The 17,303-nt window shown below is 73.2% G+C and carries 16 protein-coding genes; 9 read left to right on the top strand and 7 right to left on the bottom strand.

Going from position 1 to position 17,303, the window contains the following annotated elements:
- Positions 1-24 precede the first annotated feature (24 nt).
- From LPA27_RS14395 to LPA27_RS14375, 5 genes are all read right to left on the bottom strand, one after another.
- On the bottom strand, positions 25-192 hold the full coding sequence (locus tag LPA27_RS14395) for a hypothetical protein (protein WP_193664439.1): 168 nt from the start codon (positions 190-192) through the stop codon (positions 25-27).
- A 68-nt stretch (positions 193-260) separates the two neighbouring features.
- The gene (locus tag LPA27_RS14390; RefSeq protein WP_228942886.1) at positions 261-2,495 is read right to left on the bottom strand and encodes an MMPL family transporter; all 2,235 of its coding nucleotides are present in this window, start codon (positions 2,493-2,495) and stop codon (positions 261-263) included.
- 83 nt (positions 2,496-2,578) lie between these two features.
- Positions 2,579-3,412: a sulfite exporter TauE/SafE family protein gene (locus tag LPA27_RS14385; RefSeq protein ID WP_228942885.1), complete on the bottom strand. Its 834-nt coding sequence runs from the start codon at positions 3,410-3,412 to the stop codon at positions 2,579-2,581.
- A 40-nt stretch (positions 3,413-3,452) separates the two neighbouring features.
- Entirely contained in the window at positions 3,453-4,919 is a 1,467-nt protein-coding gene (locus tag LPA27_RS14380) for an MBL fold metallo-hydrolase (protein ID WP_228942884.1), read from the bottom strand.
- A 5-nt stretch (positions 4,920-4,924) separates the two neighbouring features.
- The gene (locus tag LPA27_RS14375) at positions 4,925-5,230 is read right to left on the bottom strand and encodes a rhodanese-like domain-containing protein (protein ID WP_228942883.1); all 306 of its coding nucleotides are present in this window, start codon (positions 5,228-5,230) and stop codon (positions 4,925-4,927) included.
- A 137-nt stretch (positions 5,231-5,367) separates the two neighbouring features.
- On the opposite strand from LPA27_RS14375, the gene LPA27_RS14370 reads away from it, so the two are divergent.
- From LPA27_RS14370 to LPA27_RS14345, 6 genes are all read left to right on the top strand, one after another.
- On the top strand, positions 5,368-5,778 hold the full coding sequence (locus LPA27_RS14370; RefSeq protein WP_228942882.1) for a DUF302 domain-containing protein: 411 nt from the start codon (positions 5,368-5,370) through the stop codon (positions 5,776-5,778).
- On the top strand, positions 5,778-6,041 hold the full coding sequence (locus LPA27_RS14365) for a metal-sensitive transcriptional regulator (protein ID WP_056862644.1): 264 nt from the start codon (positions 5,778-5,780) through the stop codon (positions 6,039-6,041). The genes LPA27_RS14370 and LPA27_RS14365 overlap by 1 nt, the downstream gene beginning before the upstream one ends.
- Positions 6,042-6,357: 316 nt before the next feature.
- Positions 6,358-7,920, top strand: a complete 1,563-nt coding sequence (locus tag LPA27_RS14360) for a DUF3375 domain-containing protein (RefSeq protein WP_228942881.1) — start codon at positions 6,358-6,360, stop codon at positions 7,918-7,920.
- Positions 7,917-8,726, top strand: coding sequence for a DUF4194 domain-containing protein (locus LPA27_RS14355; protein WP_228942880.1), 810 nt, complete (start codon positions 7,917-7,919; stop codon positions 8,724-8,726). Before LPA27_RS14360 ends, LPA27_RS14355 begins: the two co-directional genes overlap by 4 nt.
- Positions 8,723-12,250, top strand: a complete 3,528-nt coding sequence (locus tag LPA27_RS14350; protein ID WP_228942879.1) for an ATP-binding protein — start codon at positions 8,723-8,725, stop codon at positions 12,248-12,250. Before LPA27_RS14355 ends, LPA27_RS14350 begins: the two co-directional genes overlap by 4 nt.
- A 2-nt stretch (positions 12,251-12,252) precedes the next feature.
- Complete coding sequence (locus LPA27_RS14345) at positions 12,253-12,789, top strand: RBBP9/YdeN family alpha/beta hydrolase (protein WP_056862645.1); 537 nt, start codon at positions 12,253-12,255, stop codon at positions 12,787-12,789.
- Between the two features lie 237 nt (positions 12,790-13,026).
- Here the strand turns inward: LPA27_RS14345 and LPA27_RS14340 are convergent, their stop codons facing one another.
- Complete coding sequence (locus LPA27_RS14340) at positions 13,027-13,692, bottom strand: AIM24 family protein (protein ID WP_056862646.1); 666 nt, start codon at positions 13,690-13,692, stop codon at positions 13,027-13,029.
- A 203-nt stretch (positions 13,693-13,895) separates the two neighbouring features.
- On the opposite strand from LPA27_RS14340, the gene LPA27_RS14335 reads away from it, so the two are divergent.
- Both LPA27_RS14335 and LPA27_RS14330 read left to right on the top strand, forming a co-directional pair.
- Positions 13,896-14,270 carry a YciI family protein gene (locus LPA27_RS14335; RefSeq protein WP_228942878.1) on the top strand — a complete coding sequence of 125 codons (375 nt, stop codon included), beginning with the start codon at positions 13,896-13,898 and terminating at the stop codon, positions 14,268-14,270.
- A 98-nt stretch (positions 14,271-14,368) separates the two neighbouring features.
- Complete coding sequence (locus LPA27_RS14330) at positions 14,369-15,367, top strand: hypothetical protein (RefSeq protein ID WP_228942877.1); 999 nt, start codon at positions 14,369-14,371, stop codon at positions 15,365-15,367.
- Positions 15,368-15,444: 77 nt separating this feature from the next.
- Here LPA27_RS14330 and LPA27_RS14325 read toward each other — a convergent pair whose 3' ends face one another.
- Positions 15,445-15,984 carry a YaeQ family protein gene (locus LPA27_RS14325; protein ID WP_228942876.1) on the bottom strand — a complete coding sequence of 180 codons (540 nt, stop codon included), beginning with the start codon at positions 15,982-15,984 and terminating at the stop codon, positions 15,445-15,447.
- A 182-nt stretch (positions 15,985-16,166) separates the two neighbouring features.
- Between LPA27_RS14325 and LPA27_RS14320 the strand changes: the two genes are divergently transcribed.
- On the top strand, positions 16,167-17,282 hold the full coding sequence (locus LPA27_RS14320) for a hypothetical protein (protein WP_228942875.1): 1,116 nt from the start codon (positions 16,167-16,169) through the stop codon (positions 17,280-17,282).
- Positions 17,283-17,303 lie beyond the last annotated feature (21 nt).

The raw sequence follows: 17,303 nt of genomic DNA, 5'->3' as shown, positions 1-17,303 counted from the left end.
CGTGCCGGGCGGGGCGCCCGGTGCTCAGCGCGTGCGGCCGAAGAGCCGCCCGAGCAGGCCGGGCCGCTCCTCGCGGGGGTGGCCGGCGCACCGGTCGGCGCGTGGCACGCGGGCCATGACCTGGTCGACGTGCTGGCCGCAGCCGGCCCAGGTGGTCTTGCCGCACTGCTTGCAGGTGACTGCTCGGCACACGGTGGTGCTCCTTCGTTCGAGGTGGTGGTGGGGAGGTGCAGGTGGTGCGTGGTGTGGTCGGGAGGTGGTCAGCCGTGCGAGAACGTGATGGTGGGCAGCACCCGTCGCAGCCAGGCGGGGGTCCACCAGGCGGCGCGACCGGTCAGCCGCAGCATGACCGGCAGCAGCACGAGCCGCACGAGGAAGGCGTCGAGCAGCACCGCGACGCCGAGCACGATCCCCATCTCCTTGGGCGGCAGCGGCCCGGAGAGCGCGAAGGTGAAGAAGACCGCGACCATGACGGCGCCGGCGGCGAAGATGACGCGTCCGGAGTGGGCCAGCGAGCCGACCATCGCGTCCTTCGGGTCACCGGAGCGCTCGTAGTGCTCCTTGGCGGAGGCCAGCAGGAACACGGTGTAGTCCATGGCGATGGCGAAGATCATCGCGAAGAAGAACACCGGCGCCCAGGCGTCGAGGAAGCCCTGGCCCTCGAAGCCCAGCAGGTCGGCGCCGATGCCCTCCTGGAAGACCAGGCGGGCGACCCCGAAGGCTGCTGCGGTGGACAGCAGGCTCGCCAGGGTGCCGAGCAACGAGATGAGCGGGGCCTGCAGGGCCACGAGCAGCAGCAGGAAGCCGAGCACGAGCACGACGGCGACCACCAGGGGCGTGGACTCGTCGAGCTGGTCCTTCAGGTCGAGGTTCTCCACCGCCGCGCCGCCGACGAGCGCGCTGCCGGGCAGGTCGGCGCGCAGGCGGTCGACGGTGTCGGCGAGGGCGGGGTCGGAGGGGTCGACGGTCGGGACGGCCTGCAGGAGGACCAGACCGCTGTCGTCGGCCGCCGGCTGGGCGGGCATGGCGCCCGCGATCCCGGGGTCGGAGGCGAGCACGCGGCTCGCGGCCTCGGAGTCGGCTGCCGCGGTCACGACCTGGAGCGTGCCGGGCGCGCCGTCGCCGAAGGAGTCCTGGACCAGGTCGTAGCCGATGCGGGCGCTGGCGTCCTCCGGCAGGACCTTGATGGACGGCATCGCCGTCTTCAGGCCGAGGACCGGCGCGGCGAGGGCGAGCAGCACGATCAGCGCGCCGAGACCCCAGACGACGGGGCGCCTCCAGAGCCGCTCACCCCACGCGGCGAAGGCCGCGGAGCGGTGCTCCCCGGTCCTGACCCAGGGCAGGGACAGCTTCTTGATCCGGTGGTCGAGCGCGAACAGCACCAGCGGCAGCAGGGTGAGGGTGGCGGCCAGGACGAAGACGACCGAGAGCATGATGCCGCCGGCCATCGACCGGAACGACGGCGAGGGCACGAGCATCACCGCCGACAGCGAGACCAGGACGGTGGCGCCGGAGAGCAGCACCGCCTTGCCGGCGGTGTCCATGGTCTCCGCGACCGCCTGGCGTGCCGAGCGGCCGGCGCCCATCCGGGCGGCGCGGTAGCGCACCACGAGGAAGAGCGCGTAGTCGATGCCGAGCGCGAGGGCGAACATCATCGCGAAGTTCATCGCCCAGATCGAGACCGGGACGAGCTCGTTGATCAGCACCAGCGATCCCGCGGAGGCGACCAGCCCGGCGAGGGTCAGGATCAGGGGGAGGCCGGCGGCCACGAGGGCGCCGAAGGCGAGCACCAGGATCGCCATGGTCACCGGCCAGGAGACCATCTCGGACTTCAGCATGGCCTCGAGGTTGGCCTCGTTGAAGTCCGACCACAGCAGCGAGGAGCCGGTCGGGTTCACCTGGACGCCGTCGACGGAGAGGTCCTGGAGCTCCTCCTTGAGGTCGGTGGCCACCCGCACCATCTCGTTGGTGTCGACGCCGGCGCCGGCCAGCACGATCGCGGTCGAGCCGTCCTGGCTCAGGGTGGCGCCCGGCTGCGGGGCCACGACGTCGGCCAGACGGGGCTCGCGCTCGAGCACGGCGGTGACCCGGGTCAGGACGTCACGGCCCGCGCCCTCGGTGACGGGTCCGTCGGTGGAGTGGACGACGACCTGGATCGCGGAGGAGGCGTTGCCGCCGAAGCTCTCGCGGGCCAGCTCGCGTGCCGCGACCGACTCCGAGCCGTCGGCCTGCCAGCCGGCGCCGGAGAGGTTGTGCTCGACCTGCGGGGCGAAGGCGCCGAGGCCGACGACGAGCAGCAGCCAGACCCCGGTGACGAGGCGGGCGTGGTCGGTGACCCAGACGCCGAGGCGCCCCAGCGGCCCGGGTCGCGTCTCGGAGGCGTGGCTCGCGGCGGGGCCGGAGTGTCGGCCGGCGCGCCGGGCGGGTCGCCGGCCGGCCTCCTGGTCGGGCGGGGTGTCGGCGTCGCTGGCGCGGCGCGGGCTCGTGGTGCTCATGGTCGGTCCGTTCCTGGTGCGTCGGATGAGGGACTGGTCGGGTCGCGCGGAGCGCGTGGTGCTGCGGTCGCGATGCGGCCGGGTCACAGCAGCGCGGGGAGGGCCTGGGTCGCGGTGTAGGCGGCGACGGCCAGGACGAGGGCGGTGAAGGCGGCGGAGAGCCGACGGGTGTCGACTCGGTCGGCGAGTCGGGCTCCGACCACGGCGGTGAGGGCTGAGGCGGCGGTGAGGGTGAGCACGAGACCCCAGTCGGGGGCCGGTCCCACGCCGGCACGGGTGCCCAGCGCGGCGGCGCTGGTGATCGTGATGACGACCAGCGACGTGCCGGCGGCGTAGGGCAGGGGGAGGGCGAGGGCCAGCAGCAGGGCGGGCACGACGAGGAAGCCGCCGCCCACGCCGAGGAAGCCGGTCAGCCCGCCCACGAGGGTCGCGGTGAGCAGGACCTTCAGCGCGCGCGGGCAGGCGCAGGCGAAGGTGGGGGAGAAGGTGAGGATCGGGTCGTCCAGGGCGGGTCGCGCGGCGTGGGAGGGCCCGTCTGCGGGGCGGCGCACGAGGCGCACCGCCATCAGGGCACCCACGAGGAGCATGAGCGCGGCGAAGGCCGCGAGGAGGACGTCGTCGTCGACGTGGGCCGAGGCCTTGGCGCCGAGCACCGCCCCGCCGGTCGCCACGGCCCCGAAGGCGACCCCCCGCGCGAGCAGCACGTGGCCGGACCGGGCGGCCGCGACGGCCCCTGCCAGGGAGGTCGTCGCGACCACCACCAGTGAGCCGGTCGTGGCCTGGGCGGGCGACTGGCCGAGCAGGTAGACCAGCACCGGCACGGCAAGGATCGACCCCCCACCGCCCAGCGCGCCGAGGCTGAGCCCGATGAGGGCGCCGGCCAGGAGGGCCGCCAGCAGGGTCGTCTCGGGGGTCACGGCGCGCCCGGTCGGTCGGGTCGCCGCCCGGTCGGGCGGCTCATGCCGAGGGGCCGACGAGGTGCAGGCCCACCGCCTCGGCCTGGTCGAAGGTGTCGTCGATCGCGACGGGGCTCCGGCCGTGGGCGTCGAGGATCGACGCCGCCACCGACGCGCGGTAGCCGCCGGCGCAGTGCACCCAGACCTCTCCGGGCGGCACCTCGCCGACCCGGTCGAGCAGCTCGTGCAGCGGCACGTTGACGGCGCCGGCGACGGCGGCCGCGGCGTGCTCGTCGGCGCGGCGCACGTCGAGCACCACCACGTCGCGGTGGTGGCGCACCTGCGCGAGGTCGGCGAAGGTGGCGGTGGCGAAGCTCGCAGGGGCGCCGGTGCTCCACTGCCCGGGGTCGCCGGTGGCGTGGGCGGCGGGCCGGTCGATGCCGATGCGCACCAGCTCGCGCTGGGCGGCGGCGACGTCCGCGGCGCTCTCGCCGAGCAGGGTGAGCGGGGTGCCCCAGGGCACGAGCCAGCCGAGGTAGGTCGCGAAGCCGCCGTCGAGGCCGAAGTTCAGGGTGCCGGGGGCGTGGCCCGCGGCGAAGGCGGTGCGGTGGCGCAGGTCGACGACCCACTCGCCGGCCTCGATGCGGCGGCGCAGCTCCTCGGCGTCGGCCCGGGCGGGCGGGCTGAGGTCGGGCGCCGACGGGCCGGCGGCGTTGGCCGGGGCCATGTGGGCGTAGTAGGCCGGCCAGGCGCCGAGACCGGCGAGCAGCTCGTCGACGTAGGACTGCTCGTCCTGGGTCAGCACGGGGTTGGTGGTGCGCTCCCGGCCGATGGTCGAGGAGGTGGCGTCGGACTGGGTCGCGGAGCAGAAGGACCCGAAGCCGTGGGTGGGGAAGACCTCGGCCTCGTCGGGCAGCAGCGCGGCCAGCCGGTGCGCGGAGGCGTGCTGGTGGCGCACCAGGTCGTGGGTGTGCTCGGACCCCAGCAGGTCGGGGCGACCGGTCGCGCCGAAGAGCAGCGAGCCGCCGGAGAAGACACCGACGTCGGTGCCGGAGCCGGTGCCGAGGTCGCGCAGGGCGTAGGCGAGGTGGGTGAAGGTGTGGCCGGGCGTGGCCAGCGCGGTGAGCCGCATCCTCTCGCCCACCGCGACCACCTCGCCGTCGGCGACGGGGGTGCGCGCGAAGGCGACCTCGTCGGCGCCGTTGACGACGTACGACGCTCCGGTCGCCTCCGCGAGGGCGAGGCCGCCGGTGACGTAGTCGTTGTGCAGGTGGGTCTCGAGCACGTGGGTCAGCCGCACGCCGTGGGCGTCGAGCAGGTCGAGCACCCGGTCGATGTCGCGCTGCGGGTCGACGACGAAGGCGACCTCACCGTCGTGCACGAGGTAGCTGCGGTCGCCCAGCGTCGGGGTCTCGATCGGCACGACCGTGAGACCCGTGCCGGTCGTGGTGCCGGACGTGGTGCCGGTCGTGGAGCCGGCGGGGGAGGAGGTGGTGGGGGAGGAGGTGGTGGGGGAGGTGGCGGTCATCGGGGTCATCCCCTCTCGACCGGGCGGCCGGAGCGGATCCACGCGGTGGTGCCGCCGGTGACGTTGACCGCCTCGAGGCCCTGGGCGGTGAGCAGGTCGGTCATGGCCGCGCTGCGGTTGCCGCTGGCGCACACGACGTGCACCGGCCGCGAGCGGTCGAGCTCGCCCAGGCGCGAGGGCAGGTGGCCCATCGGGATGTTGCGGGCGCCGGGCACGCGGCCCTCGGCGTACTCGCCGGGCTCGCGGACGTCGACGACCACGGCGCCGTCGTCGATCGCGGCTGCGAGCTGGTCGATGTCGATCTGCCTCATGTCGGTCCTCTCCGGTGCAAGTGATGTATCCCCCTGGGGGGTTCGTTCGGAACGTTAGCATAACCCCCCGGGGGGTTGTAGTATCGAGATCGTCACCCCGACCCGAGCACGACGAGCAGCACGAGGAAGGCCCGCTGATGAGCGACTACACGATCCGCGTCACGACCCACCGTCCCTACGCCGAGGCGGTGGCCGCGGTGAGGGAGCAGCTCGCCGAGGTCGGCTTCGGGGTGCTCACCGAGATCGACCTCGCGGCCACGCTCAAGGCCAAGCTCGACGTCGACGTCGCGCCGCAGGTGGTCCTCGGCGCGTGCCGCCCGCAGCTGGCGCATCAGGCGCTGCAGGCCGAGCCCTCGATCGCCGCGCTGCTGCCGTGCAACGTCGTCGTACGCTCCGTCGACGACACCACCACCGTGGTCGAGGCCTTCGACCCGGCCGTCATGACGTCGTTCGTGGGGGAGCCCAGCGACGCCCTGCGCGCGGTGTCGGAGGACGCCCGCACCCGCTTGACCACCGCGCTGACCGCGCTCGAGGACGGAGCACACTGATGGACCTGCAGCCCGACGACATCAAGGCGATCATCACGCGCATGAAGCGCGCCAACGGCCACCTGGCCAGCGTCATCCGGATGATGGAGGAGGGGTCGTCCTGCGAGGACGTCCTCACCCAGCTCGCCGCGGTCAACAAGGCCCTCTCGCGGGCCGGCTACGCCATCGTCGCCACCGGCCTGCAGCAGTGCCTCGCCGACGGCGAGGGTCTCGACGGGGTCGACACCAAGAAGATGGAGAAGCTCTTCCTCGCCCTCGCCTGAGGACGACGCGCGGGGCGTCATGCGATCGGTGGATGCGCATCCACGACTCGTATGACGTCAGCGGGGGTGGCCGGCCGGCGCGGCGGGGGTGCTCGTTGGAGGGTGCCGCGCGCGTTGATGCTCGGCTCGCGCGGGGCGTCATACGACGAGTGGATGCGCATCCACGCCTCGTACGACGTCCCGCACCGCACCCGGGGGACACCGCGCCCGCGGCCGGTGCGACCCCCTCGATCCCCGGGTCGTCGGCGCCCTCTGGGATGCTTGCTCGTCGCGGCGCGAGCCGCGGCAGGCGACAGGCGGCAGCGAGAGGGCGGGGATGAGCGAGATCGCGGGGGAGCTCGCGCGCGTGCGCGGCGCGTTCGCCCAGCCGACCCTCACCCTGCTCCACCAGCGCCAGGCGCCGGTGGTCATCACGATCTTCCGCGCCGCCTTCGGCCGCGACAACAAGCCGATCCCCACCGGGCGGCTGCACACGCAGGTCGAGGAGCACCTCGCCGCGATCCGTCACGCCGACGAGGGCGAGGTGCCGGTCGGGGAGGGGCGTGAGATCTGCCAGCGCTGGATGCGCGGGCGGTGGCTGGTGCGCTCCCTCGACGAGGGCGGGCGCGAGGTCTACACGCTGACCTCCCACGCTCAGCAGGCCCTGGAGCTGGTCAAGAACCTCGCGCGCGACCGCGCCACCCTCAGCGAGCACCGCATCGCGACGCTGCTCGGCACGGTGCGCCGCTTCAACGCCGAGGCCAACCCCGACCGCACCTCGCGGGTGGAGCTGCTCAACGCCGAGATCGCCCGGCTCCAGGCCGAGCGAGACCGTCTCGTCGACGGCGCCGAGCTGGTGGGCGTGAGCGAGGACTACATGCAGGAGGGCTTCACCGAGCTGCTCTCGCTGGTCTCCGCGCTGCCCAGCGACTTCGCGCGCGTCGAGGAGCGCTTCGCCACCATCCGCAGCGAGATCCTGGCCGCCTTCCGCGCCGAGGACCGCCCGGCCGGCGAGGTCATCGACGACTACCTCGCCCGTGCCGACGCCCTGATGACCGCCACCCACGAGGGCCGCGCCTTCGAGGGCGCCTTCGCGCTGCTGCGCGACGAGGAGCTGGTCGGCCGGCTGCGCGACGACCTCACCGCGCTGCTGGAGCACCCCGTCGCCGACGGCGTGCTCGGCGACGCCGACCGCGCCGAGCTGCGCGGCACGGTGCGCCTGGTGCGCGAGGGCCTCGACCGCGTGCTGGCCCAGCGCGCCCGGGTGACGGCCACGCTGCGTGACTACATCGTCTCCCGCGACGTCGAGCGCGACCGCGAGCTGGAGCAGACGCTGCGCCAGGTCGAGTCGGAGCTGGCCACCTGGATGGCCACCACCGGGCCCCGCGCCACCCTCGAGCTGGCCCTGCTGCCCAGCCGGGCCGGCGTCGAGCACCTGCGCGAGCGCTTCTACGACCCCGCCGACGACGTCCTGCCCGACCGCATCGCCACCGCCGGCCCCGACGAGGCGCCGGCGGTCTCCCTCGACGCGCTGCGCGCCCAGGGCGGCCCCCAGCTCGGGTCGCTGCGCGAGCGCCTCGACCTCGCCCTGGCCTCCACCCACCCGCCCGACTCCCTGGGCGAGCTCTTCGCCGGCCTCGAGCCCTCGCTGCGCCGCCCGGTCGAGATCCTCGGGCTGCTCCACCTCGCCGCCGACCACGGCTGGGAGGCCGAGCAGGAGCTGGAGACCTACGCCGCCGTGCGCGCCGACGGCTCCACCCGCACCTTCACCGCCCCCCGCACCCCGCTGCGCGGCTCCCCGCCGGGCGCCGACGCCGGCACCGGCAGCGGCACCGCAGGCCCCACCGCCGGCGCCGAGCCCCCCGACCCGCAGCACCGACCCGAGAGCGAGGCCCGATGACCGACGTCGACACCGCCGACCTGCGCCGCGACCCCGACCTCGCGCCCGAGCCCGCCCACGACTCCGGCCACGACTCCAGCGGCGACGGCGACGGCGACCTGGCCGCCCACCTCGACGTGCGGGTGCCCGACGGGGGGTCGGTCTCGCTCTTCGAGGGCGACGAGGGCGGCCTCGAGCTGGCCCAGCGCCACGTGCTGGTCACGCTGCTCAAGCAGCGCTTCGTCAGCGCCCGCACCCACCCGCGCGACTGGCGGGTGCTGGTGGAGCACGAGCGGGTGCTGCGCTCGCGGCTCAACGACCTCTTCCTCGAGCTGGCGGTCGACCGCGAGCGCGAGGTGGCCTGGAAGCGGCAGGCGACCTCCGAGACGGGCGCCCGCTTCCCGACGCTGCTCTACGACGCGGCCTGGTCGCGTGAGGAGACCATCGTGCTGGTGCACCTGCGCGACCGGCTGCGGGCCGGCCTGGCCGCGGGCGACGCGCGCGTCTACGTCGACCGCGACGACCTGGTCGCCCACGTCGCGACCTTCCGTCCCGCGCACGTGACCGACGAGGCCGCGGAGGAGAAGCGGGCTCGCAACGCGGTGCTGGCCGTCGCGCGCACCGGCCTGCTGATCCCCACCGCGGCCGAGGAGCGGTTCGAGGTCAGCGAGGCCGTCGAGGCGCTGCTGCCGCTCGAGCTGCTCCAGGAGCTGCTGGAGGCGCTGCGGCGCGCCAACGGCTCCGACGTACCGGCTGCGCCGGAGGCGCCGGTCGACCTCTTCGGCGAGGTCGCGCCCGAGCACGACGCGAGCGAGGAGCAGGCATGAGCGTGCACGAGAGCGACCGGCTCGACGGCCCGGTCCCCGACGAGCCCACCGACGAGCCCACCGACGAGATGGCCGACGAGATGGCCGACGAGACCGGCGAGGGCCTCTTCGACCGCGGCGTCGTCGCGACGCCCAAGGACGACACCATGCAGTGGCGCGCCAGCCTGCTGCAGCTGGTCAACTGGGGCGGCTTCTCGGGGCTGACCACCATCCCGCTGCGCGGCGACGCCACGATGATCTCGGGGGCCTCGGGCGTGGGCAAGAGCACCGTGCTCGACGCCTACACCGCGCTGATGATGCCCTCCGACGCGAAGTTCAACGGCGCCTCCAACGACGCCGTGGCCGGTCGCGCGCGCGGCGCGGGCCAGCGCAACCTGCTGTCCTACCTGCGCGGCGCCGTCGACGTCGTCGACGACCCCCGCACCGGCCGGCCGGTCGAGCGGCTGCTGCGCGGCCAGGGCGGCGACACGTGGGGCGCGGTGGCGATGACCTTCGTCAACGACCGCGGCGGGCGCTTCACGGTGCTGCGCACCTACTACGTGCCGAGGCGTGCCACCCGCTCCGCCGACGTGCAGATGCAGCTGGTCACCCACGACTCCGGGCTGGAGCTGACCAGCCTCGAGGTCGCGGTGCCCGAGCGCTTCCACGCCACGACGCTGAAGAAGCTCTTCCCCGGCATCCGGGTGCACCGCACCTACGCCGAGTTCTCCGCCGTGCTCCACGCCCGCCTCGGCATCGGCGCCAACGGCGACGGCGCCAAGGCGCTGCGCCTGCTGGCGCGCATCCAGGCCGGCAACCAGGTGCGCAGCGTCGACGAGCTCTACAAGGACATGGTGCTCGAGAGGCCCGCCACCTACGCTGCCGCCGACCGCGCCATCGAGCACTTCGACGACCTCGAGGCCGCCTACACCGCCATGCGCACCGAGGAGGCCAAGCTCGAGCTGCTCGGCCCCATCACCGGGCTGGAGGAGCGCCGCCGCGGCGCCACCCGACGCCTCGCCGAGCTCGACTCCTACGGCGTGACCCGCTCCGGTGACACTCCGCTGCGCCGCTGGCTGCTCCAGACCCACCTGCGCCTGATCGAGACCGCCACCGACGCCAACCGCCGCGACCGCACCACCACCGCCGGGGAGCTGGCCGCCGCGGCGCGCGACGAGCGCCGCCTGGTCGCCGACCTCGACGCCGCCCGCGAGGCCCACCAGGACGCCGGCGGCTCCGCGCTGGAGTCGATCGCCCTGGGCCTGGAGCAGGAGCAGTCCGTACGCCAGGAGCGCCAGGCCCGCCGCGACGCCCTGGAGGAGCGGCTGCTGCCGCTGCTCGCCGCGGCCGACTCCGAGGCCCGCGACCTCGAGGCGTCGCTGCGGTCGGCGGAGTCCTTCAGCGTGCTCCAGCTCCACGCCCGCCAGTGGCTCTCGGGGTGGGACCGTCACCAGCAGCAGACCCGCCGCGAGCGCGACGCCGCCCGCGACCGGCGCTACCCGCTGAGCAAGCGGCAGTCGGAGCTGCGTGCCGAGCGCGCCTCGCTGGAGAGCCGCGCCGGGCGCGTGCCGGCCCAGCTCCACGAGCTGCGCGCCGACGTCGCCCGCGCCAGCGGGCTGAGCCCCGAGGAGCTGCCCTTCGTGGCCGAGCTGCTCGACGTCGCGCCCGACGAGGCGCGCTGGCGCACCGCGGTCGAGACCGTGCTGGGCGCCAGCGCCCGGGTGCTGCTGGTGCCCCTCGATCGGCTCCAGCACTTCTCCTCGGCCATCGACGGGCTGCGCCTGCGCGGGCGGCTGAGCTTCGAGGGCGCCCCGCTCGACCTGCCCGACCTCGGCCCCGCCGACCCCGAGCGGGTCGCGGGCAAGCTGGTCTTCCGCTCCTCGCCCTTCTCCGGGTGGGTGCAGGCCCACGTCTCCGAGCCCTCGCGCAACGCGCTGTGCGTTGAGGACGCCGCCGACCTCGCCGGCCCCGGCCTGCGGGTGACCCTGGCCGGGCAGACCCGCAGCGGTCGCCGCGGCAGCCACGGGCGCTCGGAGGCCCGCAGCATCATCGGCTTCTCCAACGACGAGGCCGTGGCCGAGGTCGACGCCGAGCTCGCCGCGGTGGAGCGCGACCTCGGCGCGCTCGACGCCGAGCTGGTCGAGCTCGACCGGCGCAGCAGCGTGCTGGAGCTGCAGCGCTCGTCGTACGACGCCGTGGTGACCGCCCGCTTCGCCGACCTCGACGTCGAGGGCAGCCAGGAGCGCATCGACGACCTGGAGCGCCGGCGCGCGGAGATCCTCGGCGCCGACGACCAGCTGCGCGCCACCGAGTCGCAGGTCGAGGCGCTGGCCGCGCGGCTGGAGGACACGCGCCGGCGGCGCTTCGCCCTCGAGCAGCGCCAGCGCACCCTCGAGGAGGTGCACGGTCGCCTCGTCGACGACGAGGACCTGGTCAAGGACCGCCTCGAGACCATCCTGGCCTCCGGCGCGGTCGACCTCACCGACGCCCAGTCGGGCGCCCTGGCCGCCGACTTCGCCGCGGCCGCCGCCCCGGCCGACCCCGAGGACCTCGACCGCTTCGCCGAGACCTCCCAGCGCCTGGCCGAGCGGCTGCGCGCGGCCGTGGCCGACACCGAGACCGAGATCGCGCGGGTCGAGGACGAGCTGAGCGCGGTCTTCCGGCTCTACGTCGCGCGCTGGGAGTCGCCCAACCTCGGCACGTCGGTGGCCTCCTACCCCGACTTCGCCCGCATCCTGGCCGACATCCGCGGCACCGGACTGGCCGAGCGCCGCACCGAGTGGCGCCGCCGGCTCACCGAGTGGAGCGGGCAGGACCTCGTGCCCCTGGTCGGGGCGATGGCGGCCTCGATCGAGGACATCGAGGACCGCCTCGAGCCGATCAACGCGATCCTGCGGCGCCTGGAGTTCGGCGGGGCCGGCGACCGGCTGCGCATCCGGCTGCGCCGGCTCAGCCCCGCCCACGTGCAGGTCTTCCTCAAGGACCTCCGCGCGCTCTCGGCCGCCTCCCCGGCCCGGCTGGAGGAGGCCGACCTCGAGCGCCGCTTCACCGACCTGAGCCGCTTCATGGACCAGCTGCGCCCGCCCGCGCAGTCGGGGGAGCGCGCCGGCGAGCCGACCGACCGCGACCGGCTGCTCGACGTGCGCCGTCACGTCGAGGTGAGCGCCGAGCGCTACGACTCCGCCACCGGCGAGCTGCGCGCGACCTACCGCACGCTGGGGGAGAAGAGCGGCGGGGAGAGTCAGGAGCTGGTGGCCTTCATCGTCGGCTCGGCGCTGCGCTTCCGCCTCGGCGACGAGATGCGCTCGCGGCCCCGCTTCGCCCCGGTCTTCCTCGACGAGGGCTTCGTCAAGGCCGACTCCGACTTCGCCGGCCGCGCCGTGCGGGCGTGGAAGGGCCTGGGCTTCCAGCTCGTCGTCGGTGTGCCGCTCGACAAGGTCACCGGCCTGGAGCCGCACATGGACGAGCTGCTGGCCATCACCAAGAGCCCCGAGACCCACCAGTCGTGGATCACCCCGATCACCACCGCCCCGGAGCAGGTGTGAGCGTGGGGCGCAGGGCCATCATCTTCCACGGCACGGGCGCACATCCCGGGGTGGTGTGGCTGCCGTGGCTGCGCCAGCGGCTGAGCGACCGCGGCTACGAGGTGGAGGCGCCGCACTACCCGACCCTCAACCAGGAGCCCCTCGCCACGTTCCTGCCGACGGTGCTGTCGCGTCACACGTTCGACGCCGACACCGTGCTCGTCGGCCACTCGGGCGGCGCCGCACTGCTGCTGGCGATCCTGGAGCACCTCGACACGAGGGTCGACCAGGCCCTCCTGGTGGCGGGCTACTGCACCCGACCCGGCTCGGCTGAGGAGCCGGTGCTGCAGGAGGCCTACGACTGGGAGCGCATCCGGGCCAACGTCCGCGACCTCTACCTCATCAACTCCCGCGTCGACCCCTACGGCTGCGACGCGGAGCAGGGCCGCGCCATGCTGGAGCGGCTCGGCGGCACCCAGATCGTCCGCGACGACGGACACTTCGGTGACGTCGATCAGCCGTATGAGTCCTTCGAGCTCCTCGACCGGTTGATCGACTGACGGCCCGCGTCCCCGACCCGCTGTCGGCTCGACGCTCGAGGCAGGGGCTGTCTAGGCTCCTGCCCTCGCCTCACCCCTGGGGCGGACGGGCTACGGCAGGTCTCGATCCTGTGTGGCGACCGTGATCCGTGAACAGTGGTCCGACCACATCGGCAGGGGTTGCCCGGCGGGCCCGGTCGCTGACCGGGCCCGCCGAGGTCCGACAGCGTCGGCTGCGTGACGCTGTCGGGCCCGGTCTCAGTGGGTGTGCGGCGCGACCGTGCGGCCCTCGCTGGCCTGCACGACGACGAAGCCCTGGCCGCTGAAGGCCAGCTGGAAGGCCTCCCCGGAGCCGCGGCCGATGAGGGCGCCGGCGCCCGCGGTGCGGCGTACGGACGTGCTGAGCGAGGACGACCACGCCACGGCCGACTGGATGTCGGCGAAGGTCGGGGCGTCGACGTTGAGCACCACGGGCTCGCCGTGGGTGCTGATGGCGACCGTGCCGGTGCCGGTGAAGGTGGTGTTGAAGACGCCGCCGGCCATCATCGAGGCGCCCTCGACGCGCTTGATGTCCCAGGTCAGGGAGCTGTCGAAGGCCAGCACGTTGCTGCCGTTGACGGTCAGCGAGTCGTTGTCGAGGGTGACCAGGTGGATCTCGGAGGCGTCGTCGGCGAAGAAGACGTCGCCGCGGCCGGTGACCTTCATCAGCGGCATGCCCTCTCCGGTGATGGCCTTCTTGAGGAACTTCCCCATGCCGCCCGCGCCCTGGTAGGCGAAGTCGACCTGCCCCTGGTAGGCCACCATCGCGCCCTGTCGCGCCATCACCTCGCCGTCGAGGGCCACCTTGAGCATCCGGGGGTTCTGCAGCGTGAAGCGCTCCGCGCTCTCGGACTCGAGGTTGGTGCCGAACAGGTTGCTGCGCATGGGTGCTCCTTCGTGTCGTGGGGTGTCGCTCGCAGGCTACGGGCCGCCGGCGCGGGGCGGGGGCGACTCACGACGGATCGCTGCGAAGACGTGCCAAGACGTGGCACAGGGACGTGGCGCCGGCGCCGCGCAGGTGTGAGGCTCGTAGGACCGAGGCCGCTCCCGCCCCGGCCGCGCCCGGCCCCGCCAGAGAGGAACGACAGATGCCGCACTACCTCATCTTCTTCAACCAGCAGTGGGTCGGCGACCACGACGAGGCGTGGTACCAGACCCGCGTCGAGCCCTCGACCGCCGTCGTGCGCGACATGAGGGAGCAGGGCGTCCTCGTCTTCGCCGGCGGCCTTGAGGAGGACCTCGCGGAGGCCGCGGGCGCCGACGCCACCAGTGGCACCCCGGTCGTCACCGACGGACCCTTCACCACCACCGAGGAGTGGCTGGGCGGCCTGACCATCATCGACGTGCCCGACGACGAGGCCGCCCGCCGGTGGGCCGCTAGGGTCGCCGAGGGCTGCGGCTGGCCCCAGGAGGTACGCCGCTTCAAGGGCGGCTCGATGCGCGGGGCCGCGCCGGGGGAGTGAAGCCAGGCGGTGGCCCTCGATCTGGCAGCGCCTGGTGCCACTGCTCCGGGACACCGTCGTGCGCCGACTCAGTGGAGGCCGAACGCTAGCCTTCGCCCATGGACGACCAGAGGCTCATCGGGCGCCTGAATGCCGTGCCGGCGCGCGAGGTGTGGCGTCACGAGGCGCTCGACTTCACGCCGTGGCTGCTCGACAACGCCGACGTGCTTTCCGAGGTGCTCGGTCTCGACCTCGAGCTCGACGCGGCCGAACATGCCGTCGGCGACTTCAGCCTCGACCTGATCGGCCGCGACCGGCTGTCGGGCGACCTGGTCATCGTCGAGAACCAGCTCGAGCCCAGCGACCACACGCACCTCGGCCAGATCATGACCTACGCGGGCGGCACCGACGCCGCGCACGTCGTCTGGGTGGCGCCGTCGTTCCGGCCGGAGCACCGACGTGCCCTCGAGTGGCTGAACGAGCGCACGGACGAGGCGACGAGGTTCTTCGCGGTCGAGGTGAAGGTCGTGCGGATCGGGGACTCTCCCTACGCCCCGCTGCTCTCCCTGGCCGTCCAGCCCAACGACTGGGGCAAGCAGGTCCGCACCAGGGCTGTGCAGCGATCGGGGACCACGTGGTCACCAGAGGACCTCATGCCTGCTGCGCGGGCGGAGGCGACGCCAGCGGTGGCGGACGCCATCGGTGCGTTGATCGAGGCTCACAACCGCCTGGGTCCTGATGCCGGCCTGTACTACGGCGCTGCGCAGGCACCGTCGGTGACGGCCACGATGGTCGCCGGCTCCTTGCGCACCCAGCCGTGGAGCATCTTCACGCACCGAGGGGTCGTCTGGACGCTCAACCTCGACTGGATCCACAAGCAGGGGCGAGTGCTGTCAGCGGACTTCATGGAGTCACTCGCCGCCGAGCTCGGCGACCTGCCGGGCTTGGCTGCGGCGTTCGAGTCCGGGCGGTCGGTCGGTTGGCGGCGACGGCCGACCATCGCCGCGGACCCTCTCTTCACACACCCGGGTGCTGTGGAGCGGATCGCCTCCGCCATGGACCGGCTCTTCCGTGAGCTGCAGGCCACGGCAGCGCCGCTGTCGCTCGGTCCTTCGTAGCTCCGTCTGGGTCGCTGCGGCGCATTGACGCACGCTGAAGATCGCGCATCAGGACCGGCAACGGGACGTCGCCCCCGCTAACTGATCGGGTGGTCGTGCACGGCCGAGGAGAGGTGCACGCCGTTCAGCTCCAGGTAGAGCTGCCGCTCCGTGACGGTGAGCGTCATCGTGTTGCGGCGCTCCATCGTGTCCACAGCTGCATCGATGAACCCGGGATCGAAGTTGTGCAGCACGATCTCGGCGGCGCGGTGGATCCTCGCCCCGGCCCACTGCGCGAGCACCTTGGCCGGGTCGCGGTGCGTGTAGATCGTCGTGCGCTCGGCGGCCTTGCTGCCCGTGTGAAGCCGCGCGGCATCCGGTGCGCCGACCTCGATCCAGGCGAGCAGCTTCCCGCTCAGGTCCCGCACCAGCACCGCCGGGGCGTCGGTCGCCGAGATGCCCTCGCTGAATGCGATGCCCTCTTCGTGCTCGAGACAGTAGGCGAGCACGCGCGTCACGAGGTACGCCTCGGTCTCTGACGGATGCCGCGCCGCACGCAGCGTGAACTGCTCATAGACCCCGCGATCCGTGTCGGCCAACTCGACCTCGAACGTGTGCATCGTCGCGCCGGCCGCCATGGGGCTCAGCCTAGTCCGGGAACGGGGGCCTCCCGCGCCGTCATCACCGTCGCCTGGTCGCGGTGGAATGGGCTAGGGCCACGGGCCACCAACTCATGCAGAAATCTGTACACGCGCAGCGTGTGCATTCGCCCCTCGCAACTCATCGACCGATGTCGCCGGCGACTGCTACAACGGACTTCATGACGAGGACCCAAGCCATTCACTCGCTGACGTGGCTGCTCGACCACACGCTGCCGCTGAACCGCAAGGAGCGGTACTACACCGGCACCGTCCTGCCCGGCATCGTTTGCGCCGACGACATGACCCACCTGCACCGACTCGCCGACCTTATGGGCTTCCCCGGAGTCGACGTCAGCGGCGACCCGGCCGACTGCGGACTAGTGTTTTTCACCGAGTACGGCCTCGCCGAGTCCGTCTTCGGTCCCGCCCGCGACAGGTTTGAGCAGCTCCCGACCGACCGTGACACCCCCGACGTCGTATTTTTAACCACCCAGCCGACGCCCGTGCTGTTCGCACTCGAAGCGAAGCTCTACGACAGGCCCTCGGGTTTCGACCTCCGCGCCCAGCTCGACCGTCAAGCGGGCCTCCTCGCTGAACTCGCGTCGCGGCTCGCCGGCTGGCTGGAAGTCCCCACGGTCCCGGTCGCACACTGCGCGCTTCTGCCCGAACCACAGGCCGACGTCGACCTCGGCGGCTCATACCCTGTCCTCACGTGGCGGCAGCTCCATGCCGCGTACGCCGACGTGGCTGCCGCCTACTGGCTCGCCATTCTCAACGAAGCACTGACGCGCTATGACGACCTCGTTACGCGCTTCAAGCCGAACGACGACGCGCGCCTCACCGGCGCCGATATTGCCGCTGGGCACCATGCCGGCACGCTCGGCTACGCCGCCATGGGCCGGACCGGGGGTCTTACTGGCAGTCAGATCCGCATCGACATCGACTCTGGGGCCTGGCATGACGTCCAATACCAGGTCGCCAGGGTGCACCCGGGCAACCGCAATTGGTTCACCATCGCCGAATTCCTCGAGCTCGCCGGAATGCAGAGCGAGCCCACACCCGAGGAAGCCCATGAACGGTTCACAACGGCCGTGGCTCGAGCACGAAGCGTGGGAACGCGCGTCTTCGGCGACGCATCCATCCTTGACCAGCTCGACCAAGGCACCGAACTACTCCGCGCTGCGCCGCCGGCCGAGCTCCTACGCGTCGCCGCGCTCTTCGAGACCGCATCCGACGCCGCTATGGAAGCCCGACGCGGATCGGACGAACTCTGGATCCGACTCAATCAGGGATGAGCGCACGGCCCACACCCGTCG

The sequence above is a fragment of the Nocardioides sp. Leaf374 genome, from assembly GCF_916862475.1.
Classification (GTDB): Bacteria; Actinomycetota; Actinomycetes; order Propionibacteriales; family Nocardioidaceae; genus Nocardioides; species Nocardioides kribbensis.
Note: the sequence above shows the minus strand (reverse complement) of the source record. Positions and strands in the feature narration are given on the sequence as shown.

What these genes read in the sequence shown, in the direction of transcription:
- LPA27_RS14390 (WP_228942886.1), bottom strand. Translation starts at nt 2,495, where the DNA reads ATGAGCACCACGAGCCCGCGCCGCGCCAGCGACGCCGACACCCCGCCC.
- LPA27_RS14380 (WP_228942884.1), bottom strand. Translation starts at nt 4,919, where the DNA reads ATGACCGCCACCTCCCCCACCACCTCCTCCCCCACCACCTCCTCCCCC.
- LPA27_RS14375 (WP_228942883.1), bottom strand. Translation starts at nt 5,230, where the DNA reads ATGAGGCAGATCGACATCGACCAGCTCGCAGCCGCGATCGACGACGGC.
- LPA27_RS14370 (WP_228942882.1), top strand. Translation starts at nt 5,368, where the DNA reads ATGAGCGACTACACGATCCGCGTCACGACCCACCGTCCCTACGCCGAG.
- LPA27_RS14365 (WP_056862644.1), top strand. Translation starts at nt 5,778, where the DNA reads ATGGACCTGCAGCCCGACGACATCAAGGCGATCATCACGCGCATGAAG.
- LPA27_RS14360 (WP_228942881.1), top strand. Translation starts at nt 6,358, where the DNA reads ATGAGCGAGATCGCGGGGGAGCTCGCGCGCGTGCGCGGCGCGTTCGCC.
- LPA27_RS14355 (WP_228942880.1), top strand. Translation starts at nt 7,917, where the DNA reads ATGACCGACGTCGACACCGCCGACCTGCGCCGCGACCCCGACCTCGCG.
- LPA27_RS14350 (WP_228942879.1), top strand. Translation starts at nt 8,723, where the DNA reads ATGAGCGTGCACGAGAGCGACCGGCTCGACGGCCCGGTCCCCGACGAG.
- LPA27_RS14340 (WP_056862646.1), bottom strand. Translation starts at nt 13,692, where the DNA reads ATGCGCAGCAACCTGTTCGGCACCAACCTCGAGTCCGAGAGCGCGGAG.
- LPA27_RS14335 (WP_228942878.1), top strand. Translation starts at nt 13,896, where the DNA reads ATGCCGCACTACCTCATCTTCTTCAACCAGCAGTGGGTCGGCGACCAC.
- LPA27_RS14330 (WP_228942877.1), top strand. Translation starts at nt 14,369, where the DNA reads ATGGACGACCAGAGGCTCATCGGGCGCCTGAATGCCGTGCCGGCGCGC.
- LPA27_RS14325 (WP_228942876.1), bottom strand. Translation starts at nt 15,984, where the DNA reads ATGGCGGCCGGCGCGACGATGCACACGTTCGAGGTCGAGTTGGCCGAC.
- LPA27_RS14320 (WP_228942875.1), top strand. Translation starts at nt 16,167, where the DNA reads ATGACGAGGACCCAAGCCATTCACTCGCTGACGTGGCTGCTCGACCAC.